This window comes from Streptomyces sp. NBC_00285 (genome assembly GCF_036174265.1).
In the GTDB taxonomy this organism is placed as follows: domain Bacteria; phylum Actinomycetota; class Actinomycetes; order Streptomycetales; family Streptomycetaceae; genus Streptomyces.
The window spans coordinates 8,202,727-8,220,316 of sequence record NZ_CP108055.1; the positions used below are offsets into that span (position 1 = coordinate 8,202,727).

Consider the following 17,590-nt stretch of genomic DNA (forward strand, 5'->3'; position numbering starts at 1 on the left):
GAGCATGCTGCACCGTGTCGAACACGTCATGGGCTTCCCGGTCTCGCTGCGGGTCGACGACGACGGCGTGCCCGAGTCCGTGGCGGACGCGGTCTTCGCATGGCTGCGTGAGGTCGACGCCCGGTTCAGCCCTTTCAAGGAGGACAGCGAGGTGTCGCGGTACGACCGCGGCGAGCTGTCCACGGCCGAACTGAGCGCGGACCTGCACGAGATCCTGGCCCTGTGCGAGCACTACCGGCAGGCCACCGGAGGAGCCTTCGACGTACGGCTGCCCGGTCGCCGTCTCGACCCCTGCGCGGTCGTCAAGGGCTGGTCGGTGCAGCGGGCGGCGGATCTGTTGGCCTCGGCCGGCGCGACGCGGTTCGTCCTCAACGCCGGCGGTGACGTGGTCGCCGCCGGCGGCCCCTGGCGCGTCGGCGTACGGCACCCCGAACACGCCGACAAGCTGTGCACGGTGCTGTCGCTGACCGACGGGGCGGTCGCGACCTCCGCCCGCTACGAGCGCGGCGACCACATCCTCGACGGCCGCACCGGCCGCCCGGCGACGGGTCTGCTCAGCCTCACCGTCGTCGCCCCGACCCTCACCGAGGCCGACTCGGTCGCCACGGCGGCCTTCGCCATGGGCCCCGAGGGCGTCGACTGGGCCGCCTCCCTGCCCGGCTGCGAGGTCTTCGCGGTGGACGCCGGGCGCGGGGTGCTGCGTACACCGGGCTTTCCCGCGGCTCCCGCGGCCGCCTGAACGGACGACGACGAGGGCGGGCCGCCGGTGTGTTCACCGGCGGCCCGCCCTCTGTGCACCCGCGTGGGCGGTCAGCCGACGTCGGAGGCGTCCAGGCGGTACAGACCGCTGTAGGCGCTCACCGCCGTGCCGTTCTTCTTGACCCAGGTGGAGATCTCGGAGTTCGAGGAGCCCTGGCCACTGCTGCTGATCACGATGTAGTGCAGCGTGCCGGACTTGACGAGGCTCTTGAGCTTGGCGAGGGTCATGGCGTTGTCGGAGCCGGACCAGCCGCCCATGGAGATCACCGGCTGGCCGGACTCCAGGATGATCGAGGAGGCGGTCTGGTCGGTGGCGACCGCGACGAGCCAGGTGGCGCCGTCCTGGTTCTTCTTCAGGTACGTGATCATCGCGGAGGAGACCTGGGTGTCGCCGCCCATGCCGCCACCGGCGGCCGTCCTGGACCCGCTCGTGGTGGAGCCGGTTCCGGACGGGGGCTGCCCCATGGACTGGCTGCCGGAGTTCGTGGAGCCGCTCGGGCGCCGGCCCCCGCCGCCCATGCCCCCGCCCATGCCGCCGGTGCTCGGACCGGCCGTCGGGTTGGTGCCGTTGGTGCCGGAGGTGGCAGCGGACACCGAGTACGCGGCGGGACCGGCGAGCAGGGCGACGACCGCGGCGAGGGCCGCGATGCCCGTCAGCCGCTGCCGCCCGGTGAACCGGCCGAGCAGCAGCCCGATCACGGCGACCGCACCCGCGACCCCGGCCACGACCTCGGCGACCGTGTACAGCGTCCCGGAGCCGGAGACCCGCTGGAGCAGGACGACCGCCCACACCGCGCTCGCCGCGATCGCCGCGGGCAGTACCCAGCCCCACTTCGCCGCCGCACCCTCACGGAAGGCCCTGTACAGCATCACGCCGCCGATACCGGCCAGAGCCGCGATGCCGGGAGCCATGGCGGTGACGTAGTACGGGTGGAAGGTGCCCTCGGCGAGCGCGAAGGTCAGGTAGTGCAGGACGAACCAGCCGCCCCACAGCAGCAGCGCCGCCCGCTTGGCGTCCGTGCGGGGAGCCCGGCCGCGCAGCACCAGACCGCCGACCAGGGCGATCAGGGCGAAGGGGATCAGCCAGGAGATCTGCCCGCCCATGATGCTGTTGAACAGCCGGTACAGGCCCGCCTCACCGCCGAAGCTGGCGCCGTTGCCCTGCGAGCCCACCGAGGAACTCGCCCCGAAGATCCGGCCGAAGCCGTTGTAGCCGATGACCAGGTCCCACACGGTGTTGTCGGTGGAGCCGCCGATGTACGGCCGGGAGGAGGCGGGGATGAGGTCGACGACCACCATCCACCAGGCGCTGGAGACGACCAGGGCGACGGTGCCGACGGCGAGATTGCGGATGCGCCTGCCCAGGCTGCCCCGGGCCGCCCACAGGTAGACGAGGAAGAAGACCGGCAGGACCACGTACGCCTGCATCATCTTCGTGTTGAACGCGAAGCCGATGGCGACGCCCGACCACACCAGCGGCATCAGCCGGCCGGTGCGCACGGCCTTCATCAGCGCGGCCGCGCCGAGCAGCATCAGGAAGACCAGGATCGGGTCGGGGTTGGTGTCCCGGGTGATGGCGACGGTGATCGGCGTGAGGGTCAGCGCCAGTGCGGCGATCGTGCCCGCGACGGCTCCGAAGTCCCGCTTGACCATGCGGTACAGCAGGGCCACCGAACCGGTGCCGACCGCGACCATCGGCAGCATCAACTGCCAGGTGCCGTAACCGAATACGCGGGCGGAGAGCCCCATCACCCACAGGGCGAACGGCGGTTTGTCGACCGTGATGAAGCTGCCCGAGTCCAGGGCGCCGAAGAAGAACGCCTTCCAGCTCTTGGTGCCGGACCAGACGGCCGCGTCGTAGAAGGTGTTGCCGGTGATGGACGACAGGTTCCAGGCGTACAGCGCCGTGGCCAGCACCAGGATCGCCCAGAGGGCGGGGCGGGCCCAGCGGGGGTCCTCCGGGGCACCGGTGAACAGCCTGCGCAGCCGGTTGCTCGGGGCGGGCGGCGCGGCCCGGTGCCTGCCGTCCTGGGCGGTCGGCGCGGGCGGTGGGGCGAGGGTCGTCATGGCACGTACTCCAGGTCTCCGAGCGGTGGTTGTGACGACCATCGGGCCGGGTTCTGGGTGATCCCTGTGGCTTCGCTGAACGAAGGATGAGAATCAGCGGACTCACAGGAAGGGGACAGCAAGCACCTGTGCGGCACCCGGAAAGGACGGTTGGCGCGGCACCGGGACGGTTATATTCCTGGGAACCGGGACGGGGGGAAGCATGGAGGGCACGGCCGCGATCGTCTTCGTCCACGGGCTGTTCTCCTCGTCCGAGACCTGGCGTGACCTCAGTGCGGAGTTATCGGCGGCGCCCGGCCTTGCACAGGATTTCGAATTACTTTTCTTCGACTACGCGACGCCCCGCACATCGATCAACCCACTGCGCAAAATACCGAACCTCGACACCGTCGCCGACAGCCTCAAAAGCTATCTCGACGGTCAGCCGGACCCGCATCAGCGTCTGGTGTTCGTCACCCACAGCCAGGGCGGACTCGTGGTCCAGCGCTATCTGTCGAGGATGCTCGCCGAGGGCCGCGGGTGGGAACTCGCCCGCATCCGGCGGGTGGTGATGTTCGCCTGTCCCAACAACGGTTCGGAACTCTTCCTGTTGCTGCGCCGCAGCCTCCTGGGCGCCATCGGCAGCAATCAGGAACGCGAGTTGAGGCCGTTGCAGGCATCGGTGCAGGAGGCCCAACGCCGGGTGCTGACAGGCATCGTGCACGCCCGGCACGTGTCGAGCGACCGCTGCCCGATCCCCTTCATGTCCTACGCGGGCGAGAGCGACAACGTGGTCTCGCCCGCCTCCGCCGTGGGGGTCTTTCCCGAGGCCGCCGTGCTGCCCGGTGACCATTCCTCCATCATCAAACCCCGCCCGGACGGGCGGCTCGTACGGGCGCTGCGGACCAATCTGGACAAGGCCCTGGGGGAGCCCTTTCCCGAGGAGTCCGTTTCGGGCGCGCCCACCCATGCGCAATCGGGGGCGCGGGGCGAGGAGTTTCTGGCAGAGCACAAACTGTTCGGGCCGGTGGTCGTGCGGACGGGTTCCTCCGTCACTCCGTTCTTCATTCACGGCGGCCTGCTGGAACAACTGTCCGGTATCGACATCATCGCGTCGTCGGAGAACATCTATCTGCAGATGTCGCAGTTCTTCAAGTCGTCGACCTCGGGCAGTCTGCGCCGGGCCGCCGCCATCAAGGGCGACGGCGGCGAGATCCTCAAGGACGTCGCCGGCGACAGCCTCATCGCCTGGTTGCGCGACCACGCCCGCTACGGCCTCCCGGTCCGGGAGGGCACCGTCGCACCGACCCCCTCCGGAGCGCTGGCCGAGCGCAACGTCCAGCGCATCTACCACGCGGCCGTCGTCACGCCCGTGGACGGCACCGGCGAGTACGTCGTCAACCCGCACGCCATCAGCCGGGCCACGCACAACATCTTCGAGGTGGCCCGCCGTGAGCGCCGCGAACTGGGCCTGTCCCTCAGCTCGGTCTGTCTGCCCCTGTTCGGGTCCGGCCGCGGCGACATCACGCTCACCAAGAGCTTCGACCTGGTCTGGGACGCACTGATGACCGAGCTGTCCGACGACAGCTCGTGGAGCGTCCACTTCGCGGCCCGCAGGAGACGCAGCTTCGAGCAGCTCAAGGAACTGCTGCTGGCAAAAAAAGAAGGCCGCTGACGCGGGGGAGGTGACGCAGGACTCGGCATGAAATCCGGCTTGTTCTGGGAGCCGACCGAAGGCGTGAGGGTGCTGCCTGAGGGCCGCACCCAGGTTGGGCCGCCATGGAGTGGACGCTTGCTTGCTGCTCCTCGGTGACGAACCTTCGCGGATGGATGCGCGCGGTGCGCGGTGCTCCGTGGACGGTGAGGGGTGGGAAGCGGGTCGACATGGCACGTACGCCAGGGCTTTGAGCGGTGGAATCAGGCGGGCCATGGGAAATCCACAGTCGCGTCGCGCGCGGTGCCCAGGCTCGGCAACGATTGAGGTCTCGTCGGTATTGTTGTATGCCTGGGGGTTGGTGTCGGCGCCCGGGGGAGCGACGCATAGCCGGGGGGAAGCATGCGTAGGGCCGCGATTGTCTTCGTACATGGCTTGTTTTCGTCGTCCGCCACCTGGCACGACCTTCAGGAGCAGTTGTCCGGGTGTCCTGGTGCCGTGCAGGAATTCGACCTGCTGTTCTTCGGCTACGCGACCCGTCGAACATCGATGAACCCGCTGCGCAAAATGCCGAACCTCGACACCATCGCCGAGAGCCTCAGGGGATATCTCGATGACTTGCCCCCCTCTTACGAGCGCCTGGTATTCGTCACGCACAGTCAGGGCGGACTGGTGGTCCAGCGGTTCCTGTGGAGGATGCTCATCGAGGGGCGGGGCAGGGATCTCGCCCGCATCCGGCGCATTGTCATGTTCGCCTGCCCCAACAATGGTTCAGAGCTCTTCCTGTTGCTGCGCCGCAGCCTCATGGCTGTCTTACGAAACAAGCAGGAGCGCGAGTTGAGGCCTCTCCAGGCCTCGGTGCAGGATGCCCAGCGCAGGGTGATGACGGGCATCGTCAACGCCGGGTACATGTCGAGCGACCGTTGTCCGATCCCCTTCATGCTCTACGCCGGGGAGAGTGACAACGTGGTCTCGCCCACCTCTGCAGTGAGTGTCTTCCCCGAGGCCACCGTGTTGCCCGGTGACCATTTCTCCGTGATCAAGCCCGGCCCGGACGGGCGGCTCGTGCGCGCTTTGCTGGGCAACCTTGACAAGGCGTTGCGGGAGCCCGTTCCTAAGGAGCTCGTTTTGAGTGCGCCTGCCTTCGCGCAATGGGAAGCGCAGGGCAAGGATTTCTTGATGGAACACCTAAGGTTCGGTCCGGTGGACGTGGTGACTGGTTCTTCCACTACCCAGTTCTTCCTTCACGGCGGCCCGTTGGAACAGCTGTCCGGTATCGACATCGTGGTGTCGTCGGAGAACACCTACTTGCAGATGTCCCAGTTCTTCAAACCCACGGTCTCGGCCTCTCTACGCCGAGCTGCTGCCATCAAAGGGGCCGGCGGCGAGATCCTGGAGGACGTGGTCGGTGACAGCCTCATCGCCTGGTTGCGGGCTCACGCCCGCTACGGCCTCCCGGTCCGGGAGGGCACGGTTGCGCCGACTCCCTCTGGAGCGCTCGCGCTTCGCGGCGTCCGACGTATCTATCACGCGGCCGTCGTCACCCCTGTGGACGGCACCAGCGAATACATCGTCAACCCATATGCCATCACCCGGGCCACGCACAGTGTCTTCGAGGTGGCCCGCAGGGAACGCCGCGAACACGATCTGCCCCTCGGGTCCATGTGCTTCCCGCTGTTCGGCTCCGGGCGTGGCGGCAGCGCGGTGGCTAGAAGCTTCGATCTCATCTGGGGTGCCCTGATGACCGAACTATGCGACGACAGTTCGTGGAGCATCCACTTCGCCGTCCGGAAGCGACACAACTTCGACCTGATCAAGCAACGACTACTGACCAAGAAGGAGGACGACGGGGCCGAGTAGACCGACCGCTGGTTCACAATGCTGCGCCGATTCGCCGGCTGTACTGTTAATGCATGGAGAGCGCCGACGGCGACGATATATCCCCGGAACCAGCCGTAGGCACTACGGCGCTGTGCCTTGCACACGTCCATGCCCCCCTTTCTCGCCTGGCAGCTATGCGCCGTAGCGCACCCCGGGGGGCGACTTCGGCCACGAGGGCGAGGGCGACCAACTCGTAGTCCCGGTGAGTCTGCTCGGCCGAACCGTTCTGCCCGCGCTGTCCGACGACCGTCGCGACGCCGTCGGGGAGTGGGACCACGACGACGCGCCCAAGGCGCCCTCCAACCCCGCCGAGGTGGTGGGCGAGGCCTGCTATGCGGTGCTCGACCCGCAGGCGCTGAAGTTGGTCTGGGACCACCTCGACCAGCAGTACCGGGGACAGTACCGTGTGCCGTCCGTGCCGCGGGTGAGCCTGCTGCGGTACAGCTGGGAGAGCTTCTGCCGCACCGTGGTGGAGCGCGAACTGGACTTGCCCGTCGGTGGCGGGACCCCCGGGTCAGACCGGGAGAAGCTGGTGGCCCTCATGGGCCGGATCGCCGGGACGATCAGGGAGGCCGGCCTGATCCGTGCCGTCGGGCCCGGGGAGAAGAACTGGCGCGGTCCGGTGCGCCCGGACCGCGCGTCACCCGAATGCCGGGCCTGCGACATCGGCTCCGCGCCCCGCCATCGTGCGGCGGAGAACCGCTTGAGCCGTGCCGACCTCGACGCCAAGTTCTACCTCTGATCTTGGCCAGTGCTCCGCCCTTCGGGGCGGGGGTGAAGGCCGTCCTTGGGTCGGAGGCGCGAAGCGCCGGAGGGCTCTGCGCTTCCGGGGTGCCGGTCAGGCGGGGCGCTGCTGGTTCTCGATGTACTGCTTGACAACGGTCAGGGGTGCCCCGCCGCAGGATCCGGCGAAGTAGGAACCGGACCAGAAGTGGCCGCCCCACAGGTACCGGCGGACGTGGCTGTCGTACTCCTGGCGGAGCCTGCGAGAGCTGACGCCCTTGAGGGAGTTGACCAGTTTGGAGAGCTGGACTTTGGGTGGGTAGTGCACGAGCAGGTGGACGTGGTCCTGTTCGCCGTTGAACTGTTTCAGCTCGGCCTCGAAGTCGGCGCAGACCTCCCGCATGATCTCTTCGGCACGGGTCAGCATGGCGTCGGTGAACGCCTTCCGCCTGTATTTAGTGACGAAAACCAAGTGAACGTGCAGGTTGCAAACAACATGGCGACCGGTTCTGACATCGGGATTAGGGTTCCAGCGCGGTGACATAAACCAATGCTAGGTTCTCGATTGTGAGTCAAGGCACCCTGGTCAAGCGACAGTTCGGGCACCGTGCCCGGCTTGCGCTGTCGCCTGCCGGGGTCCGCGCAGCGGATGATCAGGCCCACGCGGCCCGCACCATGTGGAACCTGCTGCACGCGTGGTGGCAGATGATGCCGAAGGAAAGGCGGACTCTCGGACACGCCGACGCCGCGATTCGCCAGGCCCGCGAGGACATCGGCTTCCTCGCCGTCCTGCCCGCGCAGGCCGCGCAAGCAGTGCTCAAGACGTACTTCCAGGCGTGGAAGAACTGCTGGGAGGGCCGCACCGACGCCCCGAACTTCAAGGGCCGCCTCCGCACGGTGATGTCCGTGGACATTCCTCAGGGTCGGGACCTGAACATCATCCGCGTGCACCGCCGGTGGGGCACGGTCAACATTCCCAAGGTGGGCCGGGTCCGGTTCCGGTGGACCAAAAACCTGCCCGTGGGCAAACACGCCAACACGGAGAACCGGATCACCGGGGCCCGGCTGATCAAGGACGCGCTCGGCTGGCACATCGCCTTCCGTGTCCAGACCCTTCAGGGCAAGCCCGAGCCCCACCAGGGGCCGGATATCGGCATCGACGTGGGCGTCACCGTGCCCATCGCCCTCTCGGACGGCGAAACGTACGAGCACAGCGCATGGCTGACCGCCAAGGAGAAGGACAGGCTCCTGCACCTGGAACAGCGTGCCGCGCAGCGTAAGCGGCACCGCAGGCCCGGCGAGCGCACCAGCCGCCGGCTGCACCGTACCTACGACCAGATCGCAGGACTGCGCGCGAAAGCCAAGCGCCGGGCCCTGGACTGGCAGCATCAGACGACCACCGCCATCGCCCGCACCTACGGCACCGTCGTGGTCGAAGCACTCACCATCACGAACATGGTCAAGTCCGCCAGGGGAACGGTTGAAGAGCCGGGGAAGAACGTTGCCCAGAAATCCGGGCTGAACCACTCCATCAGCCAGGAGGCCTGGGGCCGCACCGTCACCATGCTGGCGTACAAGACCGCCCAGCACGGCGGCACCCTGGTCAAAGTTCCTGCTCCTGGCACTTCCCGGCGCTGCTCCGCGTGCGGCTTCACCACGCCCGGCAGCCGGGAGTCCCAGGCGGTGTTCGTGTGCAAGAACCCGGACTGCGGCTGGTCGGGCAACGCCGACCACAACGCAGCCCGGAACGTCTTGCACCTGTACCGGATGGGCCACGCGCTCATCCCGGCTGCCGGGAGGGCAGTCGTCAGGTGCGCGAAGCGCGTCAAGTCCGCTGCCGCAAGGTAAGCGGGAATCTCCCGGCTTCAGCCGGGAGAGCACTTCAAGGATCGGCCGACGTCGACACGGCCGTGGCCGAGATCTCGGCGCGGGACGAGCGCCGACACTTCGCCGCCGTGGCGGCCTTCGCGGTGACCCGGGAGATCCGGTTGATCGACCTCGTGGACATCCCCGAACCCCCGAGCCTGTTCGACCGGGAGCAGGCGGCGCGCCGCGACTCGCTGGTCTTCCTCGCGGACTTCGCCCGGGACCTCAGCCGGCCGGTCTTCTACGACGGCCGCAAGCACCGCGACTACCGGCCCACGCAGTACGTGACCGACTACCTCCGTGAATCCACCGAGCTGGATGTCGTGGGCATCCGCTTCCGCTCGGCACACAACGGCGGCGTCAATTACGCTCTTTTTGTCGACGCCGCCCAGTGCCTGGAACCGGAGGACGTCGACAGCGACGGCACCCTGCGGCTGGTCAAGGGCTCCGAAAGGGTGGAAGACCTCACCCGCGGTGACGTAACACAAGCGGTCTAGACTCTGCCGGACGGCCTGCTGGACAGGCCGAATGCGGACAACCTCTGCCAGACCCGAAGGGTATTCGGCGCTTTGATACGGATAGATTCAGTCACCAAGCGGTACCCGGACGGAACGGTGGCGGTCGACCGCCTCTCGTTGGAGATTCCCGACCGCTCGATCACCGTCCTCGTCGGTCCCTCGGGTTGCGGCAAGACGACGACCCTGCGCATGATCAACCGGATGGTCGAACCCAGCGAGGGAACCATCCTGATCGACGGCAAGGACAGCCGGCAGCAGTCGGTCAACACGCTGCGCCGGTCCATGGGCTACGTCATCCAGAACGCCGGCCTCTTCCAGCACCGCACGATCGTCGACAACATCGCCACCGTGCCCCGGATGCTGGGCTGGGGCAAGGACAAGGCGCGGGCGCGGGCCCGGGAGCTGATGGAGCGGGTCGGGCTCGACGGCTCGCTCGCCAAGCGGTACCCCTACCAGCTCTCCGGCGGACAGCAGCAGCGCGTCGGTGTGGCGCGGGCGCTCGCCGCCGATCCGCCGGTCCTGCTGATGGACGAGCCGTTCTCGGCGGTCGACCCCATCGTGCGCAAGGGGCTGCAGGACGAACTCCTGCGCATCCAGGGCGAGTTGGGCAAGACCATCGTCTTCGTCACCCATGACATCGACGAGGCCGTCAAGCTCGGCACGATGGTCGCCGTACTGCGCACCGGCGGCAAGCTCGCCCAGTACGCGCCGCCCGCCGAACTGCTCTCCAGTCCCGCCGACGCGTTCGTCGAGGACTTCCTCGGCACCGACCGGGGCGTCCGGCGGCTCTCCTTCTTCTCCTCCGCGGGCCTCGGGCTGCTCACCGGACCGGTCGTCGCGGTCGACGCCACTGCCGAGCAGATCGCCGCGCGCGGCACATCCGAGGTCCCCTACCTCCTCGTCACCGACGTGGACGGCAGGCCCCTCGGATGGAGTGAGCCGCGGGACCTGACCGCCGGGAGCATCGACGCCGGGCGCCTGCTGTCGCACGGAAGGCCCTTCGTCGCCGGTACGGACTCGCTGCGGGCCGCGCTGGACTGCGCGGTGCTCTCGCCCACCGGGTGGGCCGTAGGCGTCGACGCCGAGGGGCGGGTCGCCGGGGTGGTCTCCCAGCAGGCCATCGGCGAGGCCATCCGAGGCGCGCATCACGAGGAGGGCCGCGACAACGACACGGCCGCCGAGGCCGTCGGATGAACGGCTTCTTCGACATCCCCAGCGACCTCCAGCACACCTGGCTCGGTCTGATCGGTCTGCATCTCAGGGAGGCCCTGCTGCCGGTCCTCGCCGGGCTGGTGATCGCGCTGCCGCTGTCCCAGCTGTGCGTGCGCTTCCGGTGGCTGTACCCGCCCGTGCTGTGGGTGACGACCGTGCTGTACGCCATCCCGTCGCTGGCCTTCTTCGTGGTCCTCATCGACTACACCGGCCAGACCGAACTCACGGTGATGATCCCGCTCACCGTCTACACCCTCGTCATCCTGGTCCCGGCGATCGTCGACGGCGTCCGCTCGGTGCCGCAGGAGACCCTGGCCGCATCGACGGCGATGGGCTTCGGGCCCGTACGCCGTTACGTGCAGGTCCAGTTGCCGATCGCCGTGCCCGCCATCATCGCCGGGCTCAGGGTGGCCACCGTGTCGAGCATCAGCCTGGTCAGCGTCGGTGCCCTCATCGGCAACCAGGGCGCGCTCGGCAACCTGCTCAATGACGCCACCATCTACAACCGGCCCGAACTCGCCTGGAACGCCGTGATCACGATGGCCGTCCTGGCGCTCCTCGTCGACGGCCTGCTGGTCGTCCTACGGCTGCTGCTGACGCCGTGGATGCCCCGACGGGCGCATTCGACACCGAAGGCCGGCCGACCCGACCCGGCCGCCCTCGCCCTGGAGGACACGGCCCGGTGAACATCCTCAACTTCATCAGCAACTTCTTCAGCGACAGCGCCCACTGGCACGGTTACGACGGCATCCCCACGCGCGTGGGCGAGCACGTCCAGTACACCCTGGAGGCACTCGCCCTCGCCGCCGCGATCGGGCTGCCCGTCGGCCTGGTCACCGGGCACTACGGGCGGGGCGGCAACGCGCTCTCCCTCCTCGCGACCGCGGGCCGGGCACTGCCGACGTTCGGTCTGCTGGTGCTGATGACCCTGTCGCTGGGATTCGGGCTGATCAACGTGATGATCCCGCTGGTCGTCCTCGCCGTACCGCCGATCCTCGTCACCACCTACGAGGCGATGCGGTCCGTCGACCCGTCCCCGGTGGACGCCGCGCGGGGCATGGGGATGCACGAGGCGGAGATCCTGCTGCGGGTCGAACTGCCCGTCGCCCTCCCGCTGATCCTCGGCGGGCTGCGCTCGGCGGCCATCCAGATCGTCTCCACGGCGACCATCGCGGCGTACGTCTCGCTCGGCGGGCTCGGCCGGTACATCGTGGACGGGCTGTACCAGCGCAACTACGAGAAGGTCGTCGGCGGTGCGGCGCTGGTCGCGCTGATGGCACTGGTGACGCTGGCGGTGTTCGGGCTGATCACCAGGCTCACGGTGTCGCGCGGAGTACTCAGGGTCAACTGAGCGACGGGCCGGGGGAGTTCCCCCGGCCCTCCTCACGCCCGGGTGCGTGCCAGTGCCTGCTCCAGCACGACCAGCAGGGCGTCGCGCACCGAGCCGCGCTCCCTCGCGTCGAAGACGATCACCGGGATCCGGTCGTTGACGTCGAGGGCCCAGCGGACCTCGTCCAGGGTGTGCTCGACGCGGCCGTCGAAGGCGTTGACGGCGACCGCGAACGGGATCTGCTTGTGCTCGAAGTAGTCGACCGCGGCGTAACAGTCGTCCAGGCGGCGGGTGTCGACGATGACGAGACCACCGAGGGCGCCCTCGACGATGTCGTCCCACATGAACCCGAAGCGCTCCTGGCCCGGCGTGCCGAACAGGTACAGCTTCAGGGTCGGGTCGACGGTGATGCAGCCGAAGTCCATCGCGACCGTGGTGGTGGTCTTGCGCGGCGTGTGGCTGAGGTCGTCCACGCCGGCGGCGACCTCGGTGATGGCGGCCTCGGTGGTCAGCGGCTCGATCTCGGAGATCGAGCCCACGGCGGTGGTCTTGCCCACACCGAAGCCGCCCGCGATCACCATCTTGACCGGCAGCGGCGGTCGTACGGCGGCGGTCTGCGCGGCCGAGGGCCGGGCGGCCGGATCAGTCGGTCTCACGGAGTACCCCTTGTGAATCGGGGATGGCACGCAGGCCGTCGATGAGCCTGCGCAGGACGGAGGCGTCGTGGGTGACGCCGGTGTCGGGCACGTGCACCGTCAGCTGCCCCGCCGTGCGCAGGTCCTCGGCGAGGATCCGGACCACGTTCAGGTGCAGCCGCAGCCGGGCCGCGATCTCCGCGATGGACTGCGGGATCCGGCACGCGGCGACGATGTCGTGCTGTTCGAAGGAGAGCCGGTCGAGCATGGCGAGCCCCTCGGCGGTGGCCACCACCTGGGTCTCCACGGGCATCGTCCGGCCGGACGGACCGGGTGCCACCCGGCCGGCGGTCACCAGGAACGGCCGTACGGCGGCGACGGGGCCGACCACCGGGTCCGCGCCCGGTGGCATGCCGCCGGCCTCGCCTGCACCGCTCTCAGTGCGGCCGTCCGCCATGGCTGTGTGTCTTCCTCTCCGGCCGGGCGGTGCCCGGTCAGCGCTTCGACGCGGCGCCGACGCTGTTCTTCAGTTCGAGCACGAGCTGGGGGTTGAGCGCGCTGCCGGCCCGGTTGGCGAACAGCGTCATCTCGTACGCGATGTTGCCCAGCTTGGCCTCCTTGTCGGTCACCACGCCGAGCACGGCGCCGCTGCCGATCGCGGAGACCAGGACATGGCCGCCCTCCAGATCGATGATGACCTTGTTGAGACCGCCGAGACCGTAGTTGCCGGAGGCGCCGGCGGCCAGGCTGGTGATGCCGGAGACGATTGCGGCGAGGCGCTCGGAGTCCGCGTGTTCACGCAGCTCCGACACCGCGATGAGCAGCCCGTCCGAGGACACGGCGATGGCGTCGACGACGCCCGCGGTCTCCGTAGCGAAACGATTCAACAGCCATGTGAAGTCGGCTGCGGCGGCCTGCAGGTCGGCGGGCGTGGTGCCTTCCGTAGGCGTGTCACCTGTGGACGTGCTCACTGCTCCGCTCCTTCCGGGGAGTGGTTCTGGTCGTGCGGGGGGTCGGATGCGGTCCGGTGGGTTTCCACGTCGGCCTTTTCGGCCTCGAACACCGGTCGTGTGTGGCTGCCGGTCTCGGTGTCCCGGTGCGCGCGCTCCACGGCCGCCTCGAACTCGTCGAGAGCGTCGCGTACGGCGTCCGCGTCGGCGGGCCGGGACGGGGCCGTCTTCTGCACGACGTCCGCACCGAGGGTGGTGCGCAGCGTGGCACCCCGGACCCGGCGTCGCAGCGGACGGGCGTCGGCGGGGTCGCCGTCGGCGCCGGGAGCCTCGGCGACGGGTGCCGACGGCGACCCCGCCGCCTCGCCGGTGCGGGCCTTCGGGATGAACGGGGCGTCGGCGGGGCCGGGTTCGCCCCCTGAGCCGTCACCACCCGCGGCGGCCGTGGCCGCCTGGTCGCGCTGCGGAACGCGGCGCGGGAGCGGTGCGGAGTCGTCGGTGGTGGATGCCACAGGGCCGGTCCCGGCGCTGTGGGAGAGCACGGCGGCCCGGCCGGACTCGGCCTGACCGGCGGCAGGTGCCGCGTCCGCGTCGACGGCCCATGACGGTCCGGAACCCGTCCGCGCGCGGGCGGTGTCCGCGGAGTCGGCCGCCGGAGCCGTGGCCATCGCCACCGGGCTCATCGTCAGCAGCAGTGACGAGGGGATCGTCACCTCGGCCGTCACGCCACCGCCGGGGGTGCGGGACAGGGCCACGCTCACCTCCCAGCGGCGCGCCAGTGTGCCGACGACGAACAGGCCGAGGACCTTCGTCGGTACGAGGTCGAGGCGCTCGCGGCGGATCAGGCGGGCGTTCTCCTCCTCCAGGCGCTCGGCGCTCATGCCGAGACCGTGGTCGGAGATCACGACCAGAGCACCCTCGTGGCTGTTCTTGACGATCACCTCGACGGGGCTGCCCGCGGGCGAGAAGGACACGGCGTTCTCGACGAGTTCGGCCACCATCAGGGTCAGGTCGCCGATGATGTCGGGCTCGACCATGGCCTCCGTGCCGGCCTGCAGGGAGACCCGCCGGAAGCCCTCGATCTGCCCGAGTGCGGCCCGCACGACGTTGGTGAGCGCGAGTGGCCCGGAGTCCAGGACCGTCTCGCGGATGCCGGCGAGCAGCATCAGACTGTCGGCGTTGCGGCGCAGACGTACGGCGATGTGGTCGATGCTGTAGAGGCGTTCCAGGAGTGCGGGGTCCGTCTCGCCGCGCTCCACCGCGTCGATCAGCGCCAGCTGCCTCGTCGTCAGGTTGCTCACCCGGCGGCCCACGTTGCCGAACATCTCGGCGACGTTGCGGCGGCTGAGGACCTGTCGTTCGAGGAGGGCGACCGCGGTGGTCTGCACCTGGTTGAACACGTCGGCGAGGTCGCCGATCTCGTCCTTCGCGGTGACCGGCATCTCCTGGAGCCGCGGCGTCCCGGTGTCCTCGGTGTCGTCGTCGGCGACGCGCGCCAGCTCACGGCCGGCCACGTCGGCGACCTGCTTGGCCGCGACGGTCAGGGCCTGCACCGGGCGCACCACGGAGCGTCGTACGGCGACCGAGAAGGCGAGCCAGAGCACGAAGCCCAGCAGGGCGGCCCCGAGCAGCCAGGCGGCGTTCGAACGGGCGCTGCGGGAGGCGGCGTCGGCGCGGTCGGCGATCTGGTCGATGAGCGAGGTGGTGGTCTTCAGCCGGGTCCGGGCCTGCGCGCGGTAGTCGGGGTAGGAGTCGAGCGCCGTCTGGAACGCCTGCTTGATCTCGGCGTTCGAGCCCGCCTGGAGCGCGCTGGGGTCGATCTGCAGCTCGGCGTACTGCCGGGAGATCGCCGCCTGGGCGCTGTTGTGCTCGATGTCGCCGAGTTCCTGGGCCTGTCCCTCGGTGGCGAACCGGCTGAAGCGGTCGACCTGGTGGGTGTACTCGTCGTAGGAGCCGATCGCGCCGATCAGCTCGATGAGGGCGTTGGAGTCGCCGGTCGTCGCGGAGAAGACACCGGTCTCGAAGGAGCCGTGCGCGGCGTCGGCACGCAGCAGCGAGTCGAGCAGGTTGCCGGTGAAGGTGGCCGCGAGAGAGGGGTTGCGGTCGAGTCCGAGGCCGTCGATGAGGCCCTGGGACGCGTCGCTGTAGGCCGGGTCGATGTTGTCGGCGGGGAGGTAGGCCTTCTCGATGGTGCTGCGCAGGTCCTGCAGGCCGTTGACCTCGCGCAGGGCCTGGGCCTCTTCGTACGGGAGCCGGTCGCCGAAGGTCACGCGGACCTTCTCGACCTGGTCGTCGACGGCGGTCTGGGCCGCGCGGTAGGCGGTCTGCGAGGGGGTGCGGCCGTTCCAGGTGGACTGGTGGCGCACGGAGAGCAGGACGGCCTGCTGGTGCTCGGCCTCCAACTGCCCCACGAGCTTGGCGACCTGGGCGCTGTCCCGCACCAGCTGGGCCGCGTCGGACGCGTCGGTGGACTGGCCGACCTGGTCGGCGAAGAGATACGCCAGCAGCGCGGCGACCACCGCGAGCGGCACACCCACCAGGATGTTCAGCTTGCGCCGGAAGGGCCAGCGCTCGGCGAAGTCCCGGATCCCCCGTATTCGACTGCCACGGGTGCCGCCCCGGGCCGGCGACGGTGCCGACCGGGTGGACGCGCCCACCTCGTTCGTGGACACCAGCCCTCCTTCGTGGGTGTCTCGGCCGGCGCACAGGATCGCGCATGACCGATTCCGATAGCTGCAGGACGACGGTGCATCAAGACACCTGAATGGCTCCTGCACGCCTGTGTGACCGGCGCCAACCTCGGCGAGACTACAGCCTCTTCGGACAGCGCTTCCTGCCACCCCGAGTCAAGAATCCGTTACAACCCGAGTGTCACCCGGCGCGCCGGTTTCGCGCTTCCTTCACAACGGACTACGGATAGGCGTCAATTGTGACCAGGCCGGTCTTGACTGACCGAGAACCGGCTGGATTGGATCAGTGCAAGGGCTTCCCCCTAGAACGCCCTTGAACCACCTTGCATCCCCAGAGTTCCGGAACGGGAATCGTGACTTCTACCGCCGCACACCGCAGGTCCCTCAGGAAGAACCCCGGCGTGGGCGCTCTCGCGCTCGCCGCCGCCACGGTCCTGCTGGCGGGATGCGGGTCCTCCGACAAGGCCTCCGACCCGCTCTCCGAGGACACCGCAGGCGCGGGCAGCGGCGACACCGTGGTCGTCGGCTCCAACAACTTCGCCGAGAGCATCCTGCTCGCCGACATCTACGGTGAGGCCCTGAAGGCCAAGGGCGTCAAGGTCACCTACAAGCCCAACATCGGCAGCCGCGAGACCACCTACGGTCTGCTGAAGAACGGCTCGATCACCGTTCTGCCCGAGTACAACGGCTCGCTGCTGGCCTACCTGGACAAGGACGCCAAGCAGGAGTCGGCCGAGGGCGTGAACGCCGCGGCCAAGGCGAAGCTCGACACCAAGCTGACGCTGCTCGACTCGGCGCCGGCGGAGGACAAGGACTCGGTCACGGTCAACGCGGAGACCGCGAAGAAGTACAGCCTGACCGCCGAATCCACCCTCGCCGACCTCAAGTCCGTCGCCGGCGACCTGGTCATCGGCGGCTCGCCGGAGTTCCAGACCAGGCAGCAGGGCCTGCTGGGCCTGGAGTCCACGTACGGCCTGAAGTTCAAGTCCTTCAAGGCGCTCGACGCGGGCGGTCCGCTGACGCAGGCGGCACTGAAGAAGAACACCGTGCAGGCCGCGGACATCTTCACGACCGACCCGACCATCATCAAGGAGAAGTTCGTCGTCCTCCAGGACTCGAAGAACCTCTTCGGCTTCGCGAACGTGACCCCCCTGGTCTACAAGTCGGGTCTCTCCGCGGAGGGCGTGGCCGCCCTCAACGCGGTCTCCGCCAAGCTGGACACCAAGGCGCTCCTCGAGATGGACACCCAGGTGCAGCTGGACAACAAGGACCCGCTGGACGTGGCGAAGGCCTGGCTGAAGACGAACGGTCTCGGCTGACCCACGC

General features: G+C 69.0%; 16 protein-coding genes. 10 read left to right on the forward strand and 6 right to left on the reverse strand.

Annotated elements, in window-relative coordinates:
- The first annotated feature begins 4 nt into the window (after nt 1-4).
- On the forward strand, nt 5-739 hold the full coding sequence (locus OHT57_RS37680; RefSeq protein ID WP_328751249.1) for an FAD:protein FMN transferase: 735 nt from the start codon (nt 5-7) through the stop codon (nt 737-739).
- Nucleotides 740-810: 71 nt separating this feature from the next.
- Here OHT57_RS37680 and OHT57_RS37685 read toward each other — a convergent pair whose 3' ends face one another.
- The gene (locus OHT57_RS37685; protein ID WP_328751250.1) at nt 811-2,826 is read right to left on the reverse strand and encodes an ArnT family glycosyltransferase; all 2,016 of its coding nucleotides are present in this window, start codon (nt 2,824-2,826) and stop codon (nt 811-813) included.
- A 202-nt stretch (nt 2,827-3,028) separates the two neighbouring features.
- Here OHT57_RS37685 and OHT57_RS37690 point away from each other — a divergent pair, with 202 nt between their 5' ends.
- The 3 genes from OHT57_RS37690 to OHT57_RS37700 all read left to right on the forward strand — a co-directional run bounded on the left by OHT57_RS37690 (nt 3,029) and on the right by OHT57_RS37700 (nt 7,082).
- On the forward strand, nt 3,029-4,480 hold the full coding sequence (locus tag OHT57_RS37690) for an alpha/beta fold hydrolase (protein WP_328751251.1): 1,452 nt from the start codon (nt 3,029-3,031) through the stop codon (nt 4,478-4,480).
- 381 nt (nt 4,481-4,861) lie between these two features.
- Nucleotides 4,862-6,319: an alpha/beta fold hydrolase gene (locus OHT57_RS37695; RefSeq protein WP_328751252.1), complete on the forward strand. Its 1,458-nt coding sequence runs from the start codon at nt 4,862-4,864 to the stop codon at nt 6,317-6,319.
- Between the two features lie 223 nt (nt 6,320-6,542).
- On the forward strand, nt 6,543-7,082 hold the full coding sequence (locus OHT57_RS37700) for a hypothetical protein (protein ID WP_328751253.1): 540 nt from the start codon (nt 6,543-6,545) through the stop codon (nt 7,080-7,082).
- A gap of 96 nt (nt 7,083-7,178) precedes the next feature.
- On the opposite strand, the gene tnpA is transcribed toward OHT57_RS37700, so the two are convergent.
- Complete coding sequence (tnpA, locus tag OHT57_RS37705) at nt 7,179-7,607, reverse strand: IS200/IS605 family transposase (protein ID WP_328751254.1); 429 nt, start codon at nt 7,605-7,607, stop codon at nt 7,179-7,181.
- A 23-nt stretch (nt 7,608-7,630) separates the two neighbouring features.
- Between tnpA and OHT57_RS37710 the strand changes: the two genes are divergently transcribed.
- The 5 genes from OHT57_RS37710 to OHT57_RS37730 all read left to right on the forward strand — a co-directional run bounded on the left by OHT57_RS37710 (nt 7,631) and on the right by OHT57_RS37730 (nt 12,010).
- Nucleotides 7,631-8,911 carry an RNA-guided endonuclease InsQ/TnpB family protein gene (locus OHT57_RS37710; RefSeq protein WP_328751255.1) on the forward strand — a complete coding sequence of 427 codons (1,281 nt, stop codon included), beginning with the start codon at nt 7,631-7,633 and terminating at the stop codon, nt 8,909-8,911.
- Complete coding sequence (locus OHT57_RS37715; protein ID WP_328751256.1) at nt 8,875-9,426, forward strand: RES family NAD+ phosphorylase; 552 nt, start codon at nt 8,875-8,877, stop codon at nt 9,424-9,426. The genes OHT57_RS37710 and OHT57_RS37715 overlap by 37 nt, the downstream gene beginning before the upstream one ends.
- A gap of 72 nt (nt 9,427-9,498) precedes the next feature.
- A complete protein-coding gene (locus tag OHT57_RS37720; RefSeq protein WP_328751257.1) occupies nt 9,499-10,641 on the forward strand; it encodes an ABC transporter ATP-binding protein in 1,143 nt (380 codons plus the stop codon).
- The gene (locus tag OHT57_RS37725) at nt 10,638-11,345 is read left to right on the forward strand and encodes an ABC transporter permease (RefSeq protein ID WP_328751258.1); all 708 of its coding nucleotides are present in this window, start codon (nt 10,638-10,640) and stop codon (nt 11,343-11,345) included. Before OHT57_RS37720 ends, OHT57_RS37725 begins: the two co-directional genes overlap by 4 nt.
- Nucleotides 11,342-12,010 carry an ABC transporter permease gene (locus tag OHT57_RS37730; protein WP_328751259.1) on the forward strand — a complete coding sequence of 223 codons (669 nt, stop codon included), beginning with the start codon at nt 11,342-11,344 and terminating at the stop codon, nt 12,008-12,010. Before OHT57_RS37725 ends, OHT57_RS37730 begins: the two co-directional genes overlap by 4 nt.
- A 32-nt stretch (nt 12,011-12,042) precedes the next feature.
- Here OHT57_RS37730 and OHT57_RS37735 read toward each other — a convergent pair whose 3' ends face one another.
- From OHT57_RS37735 to OHT57_RS37750, 4 genes are read right to left on the reverse strand one after another with little or no spacing between them, the layout of a single operon-like run.
- A complete protein-coding gene (locus OHT57_RS37735; protein WP_328751260.1) occupies nt 12,043-12,645 on the reverse strand; it encodes a GTP-binding protein in 603 nt (200 codons plus the stop codon).
- Nucleotides 12,632-13,081 (reverse strand): DUF742 domain-containing protein, encoded by a 450-nt coding sequence (locus OHT57_RS37740; protein WP_328751261.1) that lies wholly within the window; start codon nt 13,079-13,081, stop codon nt 12,632-12,634. The genes OHT57_RS37735 and OHT57_RS37740 overlap by 14 nt, the downstream gene beginning before the upstream one ends.
- Nucleotides 13,082-13,118: 37 nt before the next feature.
- A complete protein-coding gene (locus tag OHT57_RS37745) occupies nt 13,119-13,595 on the reverse strand; it encodes a roadblock/LC7 domain-containing protein (protein ID WP_328751262.1) in 477 nt (158 codons plus the stop codon).
- Nucleotides 13,592-16,246, reverse strand: coding sequence for an ATP-binding protein (locus OHT57_RS37750; protein ID WP_328751263.1), 2,655 nt, complete (start codon nt 16,244-16,246; stop codon nt 13,592-13,594). Before OHT57_RS37750 ends, OHT57_RS37745 begins: the two co-directional genes overlap by 4 nt.
- Before the next feature lie 371 nt (nt 16,247-16,617).
- On the opposite strand from OHT57_RS37750, the gene OHT57_RS37755 reads away from it, so the two are divergent.
- Nucleotides 16,618-17,583 carry an ABC transporter substrate-binding protein gene (locus OHT57_RS37755; RefSeq protein WP_328751264.1) on the forward strand — a complete coding sequence of 322 codons (966 nt, stop codon included), beginning with the start codon at nt 16,618-16,620 and terminating at the stop codon, nt 17,581-17,583.
- Nucleotides 17,584-17,590: the final 7 nt, after the last annotated feature.

Bases quoted from the DNA above. Each gene is read 5' to 3' on its own strand.
- OHT57_RS37680 (WP_328751249.1), top strand. From the start codon at position 5: ATGCTGCACCGTGTCGAACACGTCATGGGCTTCCCGGTCTCGCTGCGG.
- OHT57_RS37685 (WP_328751250.1), bottom strand. From the start codon at position 2,826: ATGACGACCCTCGCCCCACCGCCCGCGCCGACCGCCCAGGACGGCAGG.
- OHT57_RS37690 (WP_328751251.1), top strand. From the start codon at position 3,029: ATGGAGGGCACGGCCGCGATCGTCTTCGTCCACGGGCTGTTCTCCTCG.
- OHT57_RS37695 (WP_328751252.1), top strand. From the start codon at position 4,862: ATGCGTAGGGCCGCGATTGTCTTCGTACATGGCTTGTTTTCGTCGTCC.
- tnpA (WP_328751254.1), bottom strand. From the start codon at position 7,607: ATGTCACCGCGCTGGAACCCTAATCCCGATGTCAGAACCGGTCGCCAT.
- OHT57_RS37725 (WP_328751258.1), top strand. From the start codon at position 10,638: ATGAACGGCTTCTTCGACATCCCCAGCGACCTCCAGCACACCTGGCTC.
- OHT57_RS37740 (WP_328751261.1), bottom strand. From the start codon at position 13,081: ATGGCGGACGGCCGCACTGAGAGCGGTGCAGGCGAGGCCGGCGGCATG.